The 13,911-nt window shown below is 67.0% G+C and carries 15 protein-coding genes; 10 read left to right on the plus strand and 5 right to left on the minus strand.

Annotated features, from left to right (window positions below; translation table 11 throughout):
- The first annotated feature begins 100 nt into the window (after positions 1–100).
- The 4 genes from HWX25_RS26205 to HWX25_RS26220 all read left to right on the plus strand — a co-directional run bounded on the left by HWX25_RS26205 (position 101) and on the right by HWX25_RS26220 (position 3,947).
- Positions 101–1,054, plus strand: a complete 954-nt coding sequence (locus tag HWX25_RS26205) for a LysR family transcriptional regulator (protein WP_059818151.1) — start codon at positions 101–103, stop codon at positions 1,052–1,054.
- A gap of 64 nt (positions 1,055–1,118) precedes the next feature.
- On the plus strand, positions 1,119–2,246 hold the full coding sequence (mnmH, locus tag HWX25_RS26210) for a tRNA 2-selenouridine(34) synthase MnmH (RefSeq protein ID WP_175911317.1): 1,128 nt from the start codon (positions 1,119–1,121) through the stop codon (positions 2,244–2,246).
- Positions 2,243–3,301 carry a permease gene (locus HWX25_RS26215; protein WP_059818156.1) on the plus strand — a complete coding sequence of 353 codons (1,059 nt, stop codon included), beginning with the start codon at positions 2,243–2,245 and terminating at the stop codon, positions 3,299–3,301. The genes mnmH and HWX25_RS26215 overlap by 4 nt, the downstream gene beginning before the upstream one ends.
- Positions 3,302–3,524: 223 nt before the next feature.
- Positions 3,525–3,947 (plus strand): hypothetical protein, encoded by a 423-nt coding sequence (locus HWX25_RS26220; RefSeq protein ID WP_059691758.1) that lies wholly within the window; start codon positions 3,525–3,527, stop codon positions 3,945–3,947.
- A 51-nt stretch (positions 3,948–3,998) separates the two neighbouring features.
- On the opposite strand, the gene HWX25_RS26225 is transcribed toward HWX25_RS26220, so the two are convergent.
- Positions 3,999–4,832 (minus strand): ABC transporter permease, encoded by an 834-nt coding sequence (locus HWX25_RS26225; RefSeq protein WP_175911318.1) that lies wholly within the window; start codon positions 4,830–4,832, stop codon positions 3,999–4,001.
- Between the two features lie 6 nt (positions 4,833–4,838).
- The gene (nodI, locus tag HWX25_RS26230; RefSeq protein ID WP_244135223.1) at positions 4,839–5,753 is read right to left on the minus strand and encodes a nodulation factor ABC transporter ATP-binding protein NodI; all 915 of its coding nucleotides are present in this window, start codon (positions 5,751–5,753) and stop codon (positions 4,839–4,841) included.
- Between the two features lie 330 nt (positions 5,754–6,083).
- Between nodI and HWX25_RS26235 the strand changes: the two genes are divergently transcribed.
- Positions 6,084–6,581 (plus strand): universal stress protein, encoded by a 498-nt coding sequence (locus tag HWX25_RS26235; RefSeq protein ID WP_044843612.1) that lies wholly within the window; start codon positions 6,084–6,086, stop codon positions 6,579–6,581.
- 90 nt (positions 6,582–6,671) lie between these two features.
- On the opposite strand, the gene HWX25_RS26240 is transcribed toward HWX25_RS26235, so the two are convergent.
- Genes HWX25_RS26240 through lexA form a run of 3 tightly spaced genes read right to left on the minus strand, consistent with a single transcriptional unit; the run spans position 6,672 to position 8,409 of the window.
- Positions 6,672–7,367 carry a DUF2939 domain-containing protein gene (locus HWX25_RS26240; protein ID WP_175911319.1) on the minus strand — a complete coding sequence of 232 codons (696 nt, stop codon included), beginning with the start codon at positions 7,365–7,367 and terminating at the stop codon, positions 6,672–6,674.
- A gap of 29 nt (positions 7,368–7,396) precedes the next feature.
- On the minus strand, positions 7,397–7,735 hold the full coding sequence (locus HWX25_RS26245; protein WP_040144136.1) for a hypothetical protein: 339 nt from the start codon (positions 7,733–7,735) through the stop codon (positions 7,397–7,399).
- Between the two features lie 26 nt (positions 7,736–7,761).
- Positions 7,762–8,409, minus strand: coding sequence for a transcriptional repressor LexA (lexA, locus tag HWX25_RS26250; RefSeq protein ID WP_006754655.1), 648 nt, complete (start codon positions 8,407–8,409; stop codon positions 7,762–7,764).
- Positions 8,410–8,673: 264 nt separating this feature from the next.
- On the opposite strand from lexA, the gene HWX25_RS26255 reads away from it, so the two are divergent.
- From HWX25_RS26255 to HWX25_RS26275, 5 genes are all read left to right on the plus strand, one after another.
- A complete protein-coding gene (locus HWX25_RS26255) occupies positions 8,674–9,711 on the plus strand; it encodes a sulfate ABC transporter substrate-binding protein (RefSeq protein ID WP_059818160.1) in 1,038 nt (345 codons plus the stop codon).
- 137 nt (positions 9,712–9,848) lie between these two features.
- On the plus strand, positions 9,849–10,745 hold the full coding sequence (cysT, locus tag HWX25_RS26260; protein ID WP_175911320.1) for a sulfate ABC transporter permease subunit CysT: 897 nt from the start codon (positions 9,849–9,851) through the stop codon (positions 10,743–10,745).
- Positions 10,742–11,689, plus strand: a complete 948-nt coding sequence (gene cysW / locus HWX25_RS26265; RefSeq protein WP_175911322.1) for a sulfate ABC transporter permease subunit CysW — start codon at positions 10,742–10,744, stop codon at positions 11,687–11,689. Before cysT ends, cysW begins: the two co-directional genes overlap by 4 nt.
- A 13-nt stretch (positions 11,690–11,702) precedes the next feature.
- A complete protein-coding gene (locus tag HWX25_RS26270; RefSeq protein WP_059818164.1) occupies positions 11,703–12,761 on the plus strand; it encodes a sulfate ABC transporter ATP-binding protein in 1,059 nt (352 codons plus the stop codon).
- 80 nt (positions 12,762–12,841) lie between these two features.
- Positions 12,842–13,768, plus strand: a complete 927-nt coding sequence (locus HWX25_RS26275; RefSeq protein ID WP_059524472.1) for a CysB family HTH-type transcriptional regulator — start codon at positions 12,842–12,844, stop codon at positions 13,766–13,768.
- Positions 13,769–13,911 lie beyond the last annotated feature (143 nt).

A 13,911-nucleotide genomic window follows, 5' to 3' on the forward strand; every position in this document is an offset into this window, starting at 1 on the left:
TAGAAAGCCGTTTTTTTTGTCACAATGATCGAATTTCGAACATTTCTTTGCTGAAAAGGCAAAGCGGAGTGGCCTGGGTGACGGGCCCGGGGACAGAACGATGGCGGCTTTCCTGCATGGTCTTGCGTTGCGGTATTTCGTCGAAGTGGCGCGCACGGGGTCGATCAGCGACGCATCCGCGAGGCTGCACGTGGCCGTCTCGGCGATCAGCCGGCAGATCGCGAAGCTCGAGAGCGAACTCGGCGCGCCGCTGTTCGAGCGCCGGCCGCGCGGAATGGCGTTGTCGGAGGCCGGCGAACGGCTGCTGGGCTTCGCGCAGCGCAGCCTGCTGGAGGCCGAGCATGTGATGAAGGAAATCGGCGGATTGGAGGCGCTGCACGGCAGCCTGTTGAAGATCGCCTGCTCGGAAGGGTTCGCGATCGATTTCCTGCCGGGCGCGCTCGCGGGCTTCAAGGCGCGCCACCCGGGCGTCGATTTCTCGGTGTGGGTCGTGTCGCCGGCGGAGGCGACACGGCGCGTGCGCGACGGCGATGCCGACATCGGTCTGACGTTCAGCCTGGCGCCGGAGAAGGGCGTGCGTGTCGAACACACGGAGCGTGCGCCGGTCTTCGCGCTCGTGCGGCGCGATCATCCGCTCGCGGCGCGCGACTCGGTGTCGCTCGCCGATGTCGCGCGGCATCCGCACGTGCTGCCCGAGGCCGGTACGACGGTGCGCCAGCTGATCGACATCGCGTGCGTGCTCGACGGGCTCATGCTCGAGCCGGAACTGACCAGCAACAACACCGCGGCGATGTACCGCTACGCGCAGCGTACCGGCGCGGTGATGTTCACGGGGCTGCTATCGGTGCGGGACCGTTTCGACGCGGACGGCTTCGTCGTCTTGCCCGTCACGAATCCCCAGCTACGCGAGCGCAGCATCCAGGTGCAGACCATGGCGGGGCGCGATCTGCCCGCGTCGGTGCGCGCGTTTCGCGACCATCTGATCGACGTGATGAGCAGCGCGTCGCCCCCGCCGGTTGCCGTGCGCGGCCCGAGACGCCCGGGCATGAGATAATCGCGAATCCGCCTTCCGTGCCCGTGCGGCTCGCCGAGCCGCATCGCCCCTGTTCGACGCCAAATTGAAGAACCTGATTGTCACCCTCGATCGCGCCGGCGAGTTCGACGAGATCATCGACGTGCGCACGCCGCTCGAGTTCGCCGAGGATCATATTCCCGGCGCGCTGAACGCGCCCGTGCTCAGCAACGAGGAGCGCGTGATCGTCGGCACGATGTACCGCCAGGTGTCGCCGTACGAGGCGACGCGCGTCGGCGCGGCGATGGTCGCGCGCAACATCGCGCGCCATCTCGACACCACGTTCGCCGATCGGCCGCGCAACTGGCGGCCGTTGATCTACTGCTGGCGCGGCGGCAAGCGTTCCGGTTCGATGACGACCTGGTTCAACCTGATCGGCTGGCAGGCGCGCCAGCTCGAGGGCGGGTACAAGTCGTACCGCCGCTCGGTATGCGCGACGCTCGATACGCTGCCGACGCGGTTCCGCTACATCGCGCTCGTCGGTCACACGGGCTGCGGCAAGACGCGGCTCCTGAACGCGCTGCGCGACGAAGGCGCACAGACGCTCGATCTCGAGGCGCTCGCATGCCACCGCGGCTCGCTGCTCGGTGCGTTGCCGGGGGTGCCGCAGCCGACGCAGAAGTCCTTCGATTCGAGGCTCGTCGGCGCGCTCGAGCGTTTCGACCCCGCATGGCCCGTGTTCGTCGAATCGGAAAGCCGCAAGATCGGGCTCGTGCAGCTGCCGCTCGCGTTGCTGGACGCGTTTCACGCGGGGCCGTGGGTGCAGGTCGAGGCAGCGCACGACGAACGTATCGCTTTCCTGCTCGAGGATTACGCCCATCTGTTCGACGAGCCGGCAGTGTTCAAGGCGCAGCTCGAACGGCTGATCGGCCTGCACAGCCGTGAAGAGGTCGCGCGCTGGAGCGCACTGATCGATGCGAACGAGCGCACCGAACTGTTCCGCACGCTGATCGACAAGCATTACGATCCCGCCTATGCGCGCACCTATCGTTCGTCGCACGACAAGCCGAATCGCGCACTGACGTTCACTTTCCGGCCGAACGCGGCCGACGGGCGCCACCAGGCGCGCGCGCTGCTCGACGCGCTCGCGCAGGCGGGACTGCCGGCATCGCCCGCCGCCGGCGCGGCGGCGCGAGCCGACATCGACAACAACCCTACGATCACCACACGATGACGACCACACGCACCCAACCCAGTCCGGCGCTCGGCTGGATGACTTTCCTGCTGATCGCGGTCGCGGGACTGTTCTACGTGAAATGGTTCCCGTATTACAACAAGGCGTTCGTCGCCGCCGAGCATCATTCGATCGGCCAGTCGATCCTGATGGGCACGTCGGCGAGCGCGCCCGAGCCGTCGCTGAAGGCGGCGCTCGACTACGCGTGGGCGTACGGCAAGGCGATCTGGCAGGCCATGGTGCTCGGTCTGCTGCTCGGTTCGGCCGTGCAGGCGCTGCTGCCGGCGCACTGGGTCGCGCGCGTGCTCGGCCGCACGGGCTTCGGCAGTGTCGCCGCGGGCGGCCTGCTGTCGCTGCCCGGCATGATGTGCACGTGCTGCGCGGCGCCGGTCGTCGCGGGCCTGCGCGCGCGGCACGCGTCGCCGGGCGGCGCGGTCGCGTTCTGGCTCGGCAACACGGTGCTGAATCCGGCCGCGCTGGTGTTCATGGGCTTCGTGCTCGGCTGGCACTGGAGCGCGCTGCGGCTCGTGCTCGGCGTCGCGATGGTGTTCGGGATCGGCTATCTGCTGAACCGTATCGCGCGTCCCGAGGATCGCAGCATCGACGATGCGCAACTCGCCGCGCTGGTGGCCGAGCAGGCCGCCGCGGGCAATCCGTTTGTCCGCTGGATGAAGCTGCTCGCACGCATGGCCGTGCGGCTCGTGCCCGAATACATCGTGCTCGTGCTGCTGCTCGGCGCGGCGCGCGCGTGGCTGTTCCCGCATATCGGCCCGGACATCGGCAATCATCTCGGCTGGATCATCGCGTTCGCGGTCGCGGGCACGTTGTTCGTGATCCCGACGGCCGGCGAGGTGCCGATCATCCAGGCGATGCTGTCGCTCGGCATGGGCGTCGGCCCGGCCGCTGCGCTGTTGATGACGCTGCCGCCGATCAGCGTGCCGTCGCTCGCGATGCTCGCGCGCTCGTTCAAGCCGTACATGCTGGCGATCGTCACGGGCCTCGTCGTCGTGTTCGGGATCGTGAGCGGGCTGCTCGCGATCGCGTTCGGGTTCTGACGGACACGCGGGCGGAACGGCGACCGGGCGCGACGGCCGGACAAGTCCGGCGCGTGTGCCCGGTCGGGGCGCGGGGCACGACTTGCCCGGCTGCCGGCGACCGGGCCTGTGCGATGGCAGCAGTGCCGCGCGCCGACCGATCCCGCCGCGCGACCGTCGTATTCATCCGGCGCCGCCGCTTCACGCGTGCGGTGCCCTTTACAAGAAGCAAACAGGAAAACGCATGACCCAACCGAAGATTCATCCTCGACTCGAAAAGGCGCTGACGCGCGGCGATCTCGCGATCCGCCAGGCCAATTCCGCGCGGGCGACTGCCGTGCTGAACGCACTCGGCACGATGATCATCGAAGCCTCCGCCACGATCGGCGTCGAGGCCAGCATCGACATTCCGCAGGGCGACCGCATTTACGATCCGGTGAACGGCCTGTGGCCGCAGAAGATGCTGGTGTCGTTCGACGGTCCGGTCGACGAGGCCGACGCGGAAGAGCTGCGCGCGGTCTATCTCGTCGCCGACGATCCGGGTACGCAGTTTCGCGTCGAATGGCATCGCGCGGACGGCAAGCTCGGCCGCCAGGAAGGCGGCCCGTTGGCGACCGTCGCATTCCTGACCGACGTCGAGATCCCGTGGAGCGACGACGACGAGTAACGTCGTCGCCATTTCATCGCAGCATCGCGCGGGCGCCGTGCGCGCCGGCCGTCAGCGCATCATCCGCCGCCGGAACAGCCACGCGGAGACCACGAATCCGCCGACCGCATAGCCGGCGAGCACCGCGAGATGCAGGCCGACGTCCGCCGACGGCCGGCCGAGCATCGCGGGGCGGATCAGTTCGACCGCGTTCGCGAGCGGCAGCATGTGCGCCGCATGCTGCGCGACCGGCGGCAACTGCGTAATCGGGAAGAACACGCCCGACAGCAGCAGCATCGGCGTCAGCACGAGCGTCTGATAGAACATGAAGAAGTCGTAAGACGGCGCGAGCGCGGTGACGATCATCGCCGTGCTCGCGAACGCGAGGCCGGCGAGTGCGATCACGGGCAGCGCCGCGAGCATCGACGGAAACCGCGCATAGCCGAGCAGGCCCGCGACGAGCATGATCGCGACGCCGGACAGCAGCGCCTTGCTCGCCCCCCAGACAATCTCCCCGAGCACGATGTCACCCAGCGCGAGCGGCGTGTGCATGATCGCTTCCCAGGTGCGCTGCACGTGCATTCGCGAGAAGCCCGAATACATCGATTCGAAGCTCGCGGACATCATCACGCTCGAACCGACCGTGCCGGCCGCGAGGAACGCGATATACGACACGCCGTCGACGTGGCCGAGCATCAGGCCGAGCCCGAACCCCAGCCCGAACAGGTAGATCATCGGATCGGCGAGGTTGCCGAACAACGAGGCGAGCGCGAGCTTGCGCCACACGAGGTAGTTGCGTCGCCACACGGCAATCCAGTTGGTGGCATTCGCGGGCAACGCGATCGCGAAGCGTGATTCGCGTGGCGGTGCGGACGGCGCGGCGGCGGAATAGTTGCGTACGTCCATGATCGATCAGTCCTGCATTTCGCGGCCCGTGAGCCGCAGGAACACGTCCTCCAGATTGGCCGGACGATGCAGATAGCGCAATCCCGTGCGACCCTTGAGTCGCGCACTGAGCGGCTCGGGATCGGTCACGTAGCAGAACAGCGTCTCGCCGCTGATCTCGGTGTGCTTCGCGAACGGCGCCAGTTCGTCGCGCAGCGCGACCGGCTCCGGCCCGTAGATCTCGATCACGTCGCAGCCGATCTCCGATTCGATCAGCGCGTGCGGCGCGCCTTCGGCGATCTTGCGGCCTTCCTCGATCACGCACAGCCGGTCGCACAGGCGCTCGGCTTCCTCCATGAAATGCGTGGTGATCAGGATCGTCTTGCCGCGCGCGAGCAGCGACCGCAACCGCTCCCACATCAGGTGCCGCGCCTGCGGATCGAGACCCGTCGTCGGTTCGTCGAGCACCAGCACGTCGGGATCGTTGACGAGCGCGCGTGCGAGCGTCAGACGGCGCTTCATGCCGCCCGACAATTCGCCGACCTTCGCATCGCCCTTGTTTTCCAGCTTCGCGAATTCGAGCAGCGGTTGCACGAGCGCGCGTGCGGCGTGTGCCGACATGCCGAAATAGCGGCTGAACACGAGCAGGTTCTCGCGGACCGTAAAGTCCGGGTCGAGGTTGTCGAACTGCGGGACGACGCCGACGCGCTGGCGCGCATGTCGCGCGCGTGACGGAACCGGCTCGCCGCAGAGTGAAATGGTGCCGGCGTCGGGATACGCGAGGCCGAGCAACATCTTCAGCGTGGTGGTCTTGCCGGCGCCGTTCGGCCCGAGCAGGCCATAGCATTCGCCGGCCTGCACGTGGAAGGACAGGTCATTGACGACAAGCTTGTCGCCATAGCGCTTTTCGACGTTCCGGAAATCGATCGGTGCAACGGACATGGGCAGGTTGTCGTTGTAATCAGCGGACGCGGACGCGTTTCGCGGCCGGTCGGTCGGGCACGCCGGCCGGCGAACGGATCGGATGAATGCGTGTCACATGCGCATGACCGAGGCGAACGCACGTCGACGGCACGAACGGGCCATTCTAGTGCATCGGCTGCGTCTCTTCAGGGCGGCCACGCGCGGCACGGTGCATGCGCGCACGGATCGTGCACCGCATCATCGCCGACGCGCCCCGCGTGGCGAATCAGCGTTTTCCATCCCTTGCGTCCGGAATTGCGGCGCACCATGATGAGTGCATAGGGTACGTAGTCGCGACAGGGAGGTTTCATGGCTAGCTACAACAAGATTCTGCTGTGCTACGACGGCACGCTCGAAGGACGCAAGGCATTGCGGTGCGGTGCCAATCTCGCGCTGGACCTGAAGGCGGAAACGCATTTGTTGTCGGTCGTCGACATGCGCTCGAGCATCGCGCAAAGCGCCGGGCTGCTGACCGACGTCGCGTGCGGCCGCTTCGAGGAAACCGCGCGCGAGATCCTGCAGGAGGGCGTGAACTGGCTGCGCGAGCGCGGCGTTCAGGCGGAAGGCCATTTCGCATTTGGCTATCCGATCGACGAAATCGCGAATCTTGCGACGGAATTGAAGGCCGACCTCGTCGTCGTCGGCCATCGGTGCCGTAGCGGGTTGTCGAGATGGTGGATGGGGTCGGGCAACACGCAACTGCTCGATCGCGTGAACTGCAGCATTCTGGTCGCATGTTCGTCGGCGGAAGAGCAAAAGGCCGAGATTGCACGCGAACGCGAAGCGGCCACCGCGAGCGGCAAGTAATGCAATGATCGTGAGACCGGCCGGGTCGTACTGCGATTCGGGCCGGTCGCGCGCCGTGCCGCTAGCGGCAGCTACGCCGAGTGCGACCGCTCAGGCGTGCAGGTCGATCGCCGACAGCTTCCACGAGAACAAGCCGAAGCGGTGAAAGATCGCCGCATAGCGTGTGCCGTCGGCGCTGCGCTGGTAGGTCACGACAAATTCGTCGATATTCCGGTAGCCGGCGCTCGTTTGCTGCGGATGACCCGCCTCCCCGGAGGCGGGTGCGGGCGCGATGGCGGGCGCAGCTGCGGCCGACGCGGGGGCATTGCCGCTCGGCGCGGGTGCGTTCGCCGGATTGACCGGCGGCGCGGCCGGTGCGTTGCCAGGCGCAGCGCCTGATGGCGGGCCCGACCATTCGGGCGGCCGTTCGCCCGGATTGCCGCGCGGAGGAATGCCGCTCATCAGCGCCGCTACACCTTCCGGTGTCGCATAGGCATCGACCAGCGGGCCGAGCAACGCAGATCCGATCAGCGCGCCAATCACCGCGAACGGGTTGTCCTTCTTCACCGCGTCGATCCGGCGCATCAACTCTTCCGTCACCTGCTGCTTCAGGCTGATGCGCAGCGACGGAAAATCGACATATTCGCTGACCGCTTGCGCATCGCGCGCGTCGATCGCCGATTTCAGGCGACCGAGCGCGACGTACGGCGATGCGTACGCGTAACCGATCGCCATCAGAACGGCGACGGCCAGCACGACAATCAGCAAGGGCTTGAGCCGCCACGCGCGGCCCGAAGATCCAGTCACGACGCCTCCGGTGCGGACAGGTTCCGCAATCAGAGACCGCCGTGCGTGGCCGATCGTTCCTCGGCGATGCAGCGATCGATCATCCGGCACACGGCATCGATCGTCCCGACCATGATCAGGCGCGACCGGCCGTGATAGACGCGCACGGGCGCACGGCGCGCCGGCTCCGCGTGATTCAGGCCGGCGTTCAGCGAAACCCGCGCGAACGCGGGAAGCGCTGACGGCAGCAGCGACGCCTGCCGTTCAACTGCGACTTCTTGGCTCACCACGGGCGCCGCGGCGGACAGCGGCGCGCAGGGCGTGCGGCCGCGCAGGTGACGCAGGCGGCCGAATTGACGGAAAGGCAGCAGACGGGAAAGGCGTTCCATGATGTTCTCCTCAGCGAGACCGATTGTCAGAGTTCGCCCGAGCGGATCAGCCCGACGGCGATGCCTTCCAGCGCGAATTCCGCGCTGCCGGCCTTGACGAAGATGTTTTCGTAATCCGGGTTCTCCGCGATCAACTCGAGGCCGCCGGGCCGGCGCATCAGGCGCTTGACCGTGACGTCGTCGCCGAGGCGCGCGACGATGATCTGGCCGTCCTTCGCTTCCGTGCGCTTCTGCACGGCGAGCAGGTCGCCGTCGAGAATGCCGGCGTCGCGCATCGACAGGCCGCGCACCTTCAGCAGGTAATCGGGCTTGCTGGTGAACAGCGCGGGATCGCACGCGTAATGCTGCGAGATGTGCTCCTGCGCGAGGATCGGGCTGCCGGCCGCCACGCGGCCGACGAGCGGCAGCGACAGTTGCATCAGGCCGGCGTGCGGCAGCGTGAACTGGTGCGGGGCGTCGTCGATGCCGAGCAGGCGGATGCCGCGCGACGCGCCGGCGGCCAGCTCGATCACACCCTTGCGCGCAAGCGCACGGAGGTGTTCCTCGGCCGCGTTCGGCGAGCTGAAACCCAGCTCTGCCGCAATCTCGGCGCGCGTGGGCGGGAAACCGGAGCGTTCGATCGCGCGGCGGATCAAGTCGAACACTTGCTGCTGACGGGCGGTGAGTTTGGTCATGGCTGAACTGTATGGATAGACAGTGAGCTGTATTTTTATACAGTACTTCGCGAATTTCAAGTGTTACTTGAGGTTCGACGCGATCGCGCCGGTTCCGGCGCGATTTCGCGACGCCCGGACGCCGGTTTGTCCGCCGCAACCGTCCGTCCCGTCTGCGTTAGCACTTTTGAGTATTAAAAAATGAAGAACGATTATTTTTAATCATGTAACCCGTTCGCTAGACTGGCCCGACATCGCAATACCGACAACACTGGAGAACCAAGGATGGCGAAGCGCAATACGGGGCTGGTGGGCGGAGTGGGCCGCCTGATCGCAACACTCGCGCTGGGCGCGGCGGCAGCGCTGGGCGTGGCGACGCACGCCCAGGCCGATACGACGTTCCTGAACGTGTCCTACGACCCGACGCGCGAGCTGTATCAGGACTTCAACCAGGCGTTCGGCAAGGAGTGGAAGGCGAAGACGGGCGAGACGGTCAACTTCAAGCAGTCGCACGGCGGCTCGGGCGCGCAGGCGCGCTCGGTGCTCGACGGCCTGCAGGCCGACGTCGTGACGCTGGCGCTCGCCTACGACATCGACGCGATCGCCAACAAGGGGCTCGTCAACAAGGACTGGCAGAAGCGCCTGCCGGACAACGCATCGCCGTACACGTCGACGATCGTGTTCCTGGTGCGCAAGGGCAACCCGAAAGGGATCAAGGACTGGGACGACCTGACCAAGCCGGGCATCTCGATCGTCACGCCGAACCCGAAGACGTCGGGCGGCGCGCGCTGGAACTACCTGGCCGCATGGGCATACGCAGTTCACAAGCCGGGCGGCAACGAGCAGAGCGCAAAGGAATTCGTGACGAAGCTCTACAAGAACGCGGGCGTGCTCGACTCGGGCGCGCGCGGCGCGACGACGAGCTTCGTGCAGCGCGGGATCGGCGACGTGCTGATCGCGTGGGAGAACGAGGCGTTCCTGTCGATCAAGGAATTCGGCACGGACAAGTTCGAGATCGTCGTGCCGTCGGTGAGCATCCTGGCCGAACCGCCCGTCGCGGTGGTCGACAAGGTGGTGGACAAGAAGGGCACGCGCAAGCTGGCCGAGGCCTACCTGAATTTCCTGTACAGCCCGCAGGGCCAGGAAATCGCGGCGCGCAACTACTACCGCCCGCGCTCGAAGAACGTGCCGGCGGAGCTGACGAAGCAGTTCCCGAAGTTGAAGCTGTACACGGTCGACGACACGTTCGGCGGCTGGACGAATGCGCAGAAGACGCATTTTGCGGACGGCGGCGTGTTCGACTCGATCTACAAGCCGCAGTAACGCCCCGCAGCAACAAGCCATAACGACAGCGGCGCGCCACGAGAGCGCGCCGCATCCCCGACGGCCCGCCGGCGCGACTCCCCGCGCCGGCGTTTGCGTCGGGCCCATGAGCAGCAACGACCCAGCAAGAGCATCCGATGACGACGTACACCTTTCGCAAGCCGAGCGCGCTGCCCGGTTTCGGCGTGACGCTCGGCATCACGGTGGCCTATTTGAGCCTCGTGGTGCTGATTCCGCTCGCCGCCACGTTCCTGAAGACCGCGACGCTGTCGTGGGACCAGTTCGTCACCGCCGTCGCGTCGCCGCGCGTGCTCGCGTCGTACCGGCTGACGTTCTCCGCCGCGCTCGGCGGCGCATTGATCAACGCCGTGTTCGGCTTTCTCGTCGCGTGGGTGCTGGTGCGCTACACGTTCCCGTTCAAGCGCCTCGTCGACGCGATCGTCGATCTGCCGTTCGCGCTGCCGACGTCGGTCGCCGGCATCTCGCTCGCGGCCGTCTATGCGACCAACGGCTGGGTCGGCCAGTATCTCGCGCCGTTCGGCATCAAGATCGCGTTCACGCCGATCGGCGTGCTGGTGGCGCTGACCTTCATCGGGCTGCCGTTCGTCGTGCGCACCGTGCAGCCGGTGCTCGAGGATTTCGAGCGCGAGCAGGAAGAGGCCGCCGCATGCCTCGGCGCATCGCGCTGGCTGACGTTCCGCCGCGTCGTGCTGCCGGCCGTGCTGCCGGCGCTGCTCACCGGCTTCGCGCTGGCGTTCGCGCGCGCGCTCGGCGAGTACGGCTCGGTCATCTTCATCGCCGGCAACGTGCCGATGAAATCCGAGATCACGTCGCTGCTGATCATCACGAAGCTCGAGCAGTACGACTATGCGGGCGCGACCGCGCTGGCGGTCGTGATGCTGGTCGTGTCGTTCCTGATGCTGCTGTTGATCAACTCGCTGCAGTGGTATCTGCAGCGCCGCACGAGCAAGGGCGCGAGCGGCCCCGCGCCGGCGACCGTCACCGTTGCCGCAGCAGCAGGAGGCCAGCAATGACCCAGGAGTCCAACGCCGTGCTGAACGACCCGTCCGTCGCGCGCGTGCGCGCCGCGAAGCAGCTCGACCCCGTCAGCGAGCCGCGAGCCGTGCGCTGGCTGCTGATCGGCGTCGCGCTGACGTTCCTTGCGTTCTTCCTCGTCGTGCCGCTCGCCGCGGTGTTCTTCGAGGCGCTGCGCAAGGGCGTCGGCTTCTATCTCGAATCGCTCGCCGATCCCGACGCATGGTCGGCAATCAAGCTGACGCTGACCGTCGCCGTGATCGCGGTGCCGTTGAACCTCGTGTTCGGCGTGTGCGCATCGTGGGCGATCGCGAAGTTCGAATTCCGCGGCAAGGCGTTGCTGACCACGCTGATCGACCTGCCGTTCTCCGTGTCGCCGGTGATCTCGGGCCTCGTCTACGTGTTGCTGTTCGGCGCGCAGGGCTGGCTCGGGCCGTGGCTGCAGGACCACGACGTGCAGATCATCTTCGCGGTGCCGGGCATCGTGCTCGCGACGATCTTCGTCACGTTTCCGTTCGTCGCGCGCGAGCTGATTCCGCTGATGCAGGCGCAGGGCACCGACGAGGAAGAGGCCGCGCGCGTGCTCGGCGCATCGGGCTGGCAGATCTTCCGGCGCGTGACGCTGCCGAACGTGAAGTGGGGCCTGCTGTACGGTGTGATCCTGTGCAATGCGCGTGCGATGGGCGAGTTCGGTGCGGTGTCGGTCGTGTCGGGCCACATCCGCGGCGTGACCGACACGATGCCGCTGCAAGTCGAGATCCTGTACAACGAATACAACTTCGCGGCGGCGTTCGCGGTGGCGTCGGTGCTGGCGCTGCTCGCGCTCGTCACGCTCGCGCTGAAGCTGCTCGCCGAACGTCACCTCGCCGCCGAACTGGCCGGCGCACGCGATGACGTTCCCGCTCATGCCGGCCCCGTCGCCGCCATTTCGTCGAAATCGTAAAGAGGCAACCAGAATGGGTATTACCGTCCGTCACCTTCAGAAGCGCTTCGGCGATTTCACCGCGCTCGACGATGTGTCGCTCGACTTTCCGCCGGGCGAGCTCGTCGCGCTGCTCGGGCCGTCGGGCTGCGGCAAGACCACGCTGCTGCGCGTGATCGCGGGCCTCGAGCACGCGGACGCCGGCCAGGTCGTGCTGCAGGGGCTCGACGTCGCGTCGGTCGGCGCGCGCGATCGCCAGGTCGGCTTCGTGTTCCAGCATTACGCGCTGTTCCGCCACATGACCGTGTTCGAGAACGTCGCGTTCGGGCTGCGCGTGAAGCCGCGCCGCGAACGGCCGTCCGAAACCGTGATCCGCGAGAAGGTGCACGAGCTGCTGAAGCTCGTGCAGCTCGACTGGCTCGCGCAGCGCTACCCGTCCGAGCTGTCGGGCGGCCAGCGCCAGCGGATCGCGCTGGCCCGTGCGCTCGCGGTCGAGCCGAAGGTGCTGCTGCTCGACGAGCCGTTCGGCGCGCTCGACGCGAAGGTGCGCAAGGAACTGCGCGGCTGGTTGCGGCGCCTGCACGACGACCTGCACATCTCGACGATCTTCGTCACGCACGACCAGGAAGAGGCGCTGGAAGTGGCCGACCGGATCGTCGTGCTGAACCGCGGCCACGTGGAGCAGGTCGGCAGCCCGCAGGACGTCTACGATCATCCGCAAAGCGCGTTCGTCTACGAGTTTCTCGGCGCAGCGAACCGGCTGCCCGGCACGGTCGCCGGGCGCGGCTTCGTCGCCGAGGGGGCGGCTGCGCCGATCGCGGTCGACGCCGATTTCGCGGGCCCCGCGAACGCGTACGTGCGACCGCACGACCTGCAGCTGTGGCCGGCCGGCGACGGCCATCGCGACGGCATCGCGGTCGACGTGCGCCGCGTGATCCCGCTCGGCGGCTCGGTGCGCGTCGAGCTCGAGGCCCGCACGGGCGGCGCACTCGAAGCGGAACTCGATCGCGACGCGTGGCGCGCGCTCGCGCTGCAGGTCGGCGACGGCGCGACGGCCGTGCCGCGCGCGGTCCGCGTATTTCCCGCACACTGACGCCCGAGCCCGGTAAAGAGAAGAGGGCGGATACCGCTCCGGATCGACATTCGAACAACGACAGCCCAAGAGGCATACCCATGAATTTTCAGCAATTGCGTTTCGTGCGCGAAGCCGTGCGCCAGAACATGAACCTGACGGAAGTCGCGAACGTGCTGTACACGTCGCAGTCGGGCGTGTCGAAGCAGATCAAGGATCTCGAGGATGAACTGGGCGTGGACATCTTCATCCGGCGCGGCAAGCGGCTCACGGGGCTCACGGAGCCCGGCAAGGCCGTGCACCAGCTGATCGAGCGGATGCTGCTCGACGCGGAAAACCTGCGCCGGGTCGCGCGCCAGTTCGCGGACCAGGACAGCGGTCACCTCGTCGTCGCGACGACGCACACGCAGGCGCGCTACGCGCTGCCGAAGGTGATCCGCCAGTTCACCGACGTGTTCCCGAAGGTGCATCTCGCGCTGCGACAGGGCAGCCCGCAGCAGATCGCGCAGATGATCCTGAACGGCGAAGCCGATCTCGGCATCTCGACCGAGGCGCTCGACCGCTATCCGGACATCGTCACGTTCCCGTGCTATTCGTGGCACCACACGGTCGTCGTGCCGAAGGGGCATCCGCTCGTCGGCCGCGAGAACCTGACGCTCGACGAAATCGCCGAGTACCCGATCATCACGTATGACCAGGACTTCACGGGCCGCTCGCACATCGACCAGGCATTCGCGCAGGCCGGCGCCGTGCCCGACGTCGTGCTGACCGCGATCGACGCGGACGTGATCAAGACCTACGTCGAGCTCGGGATGGGGATCGGCGTCGTCGCGGCGATGGCCTTCGATCCGCAGCGCGACACCGGGCTCGTCGCGCTCGACACGCAGCATCTGTTCGAGGCGAGCACGACGCGCGTCGGGTTGCGCAAGGGCGCGTTCCTGCGCGCGTATGCATACCGGCTGATCGAGATGTTCGCACCGCACCTGAACGAAGCCGAAATCGCCTCGCAACTGCGCGAAGTGGCCTGATCATCGAGCACATGATGTTTCGGGGGCAAGGCAGGCGCCCGTCGGACGACCGCGACGAAGCGGCGCCGCCGCACCCCGAGTAACGCGCCGCAATCGGAGCGCGCAACCGCGCGCTCCGAATAAACCCTTAAATATTGATCAGA

Origin of the sequence: Burkholderia sp. BCC1640 (assembly GCF_902833125.1) — a bacterium.
Lineage (GTDB): Bacteria > Pseudomonadota > Gammaproteobacteria > Burkholderiales > Burkholderiaceae > Burkholderia > Burkholderia diffusa.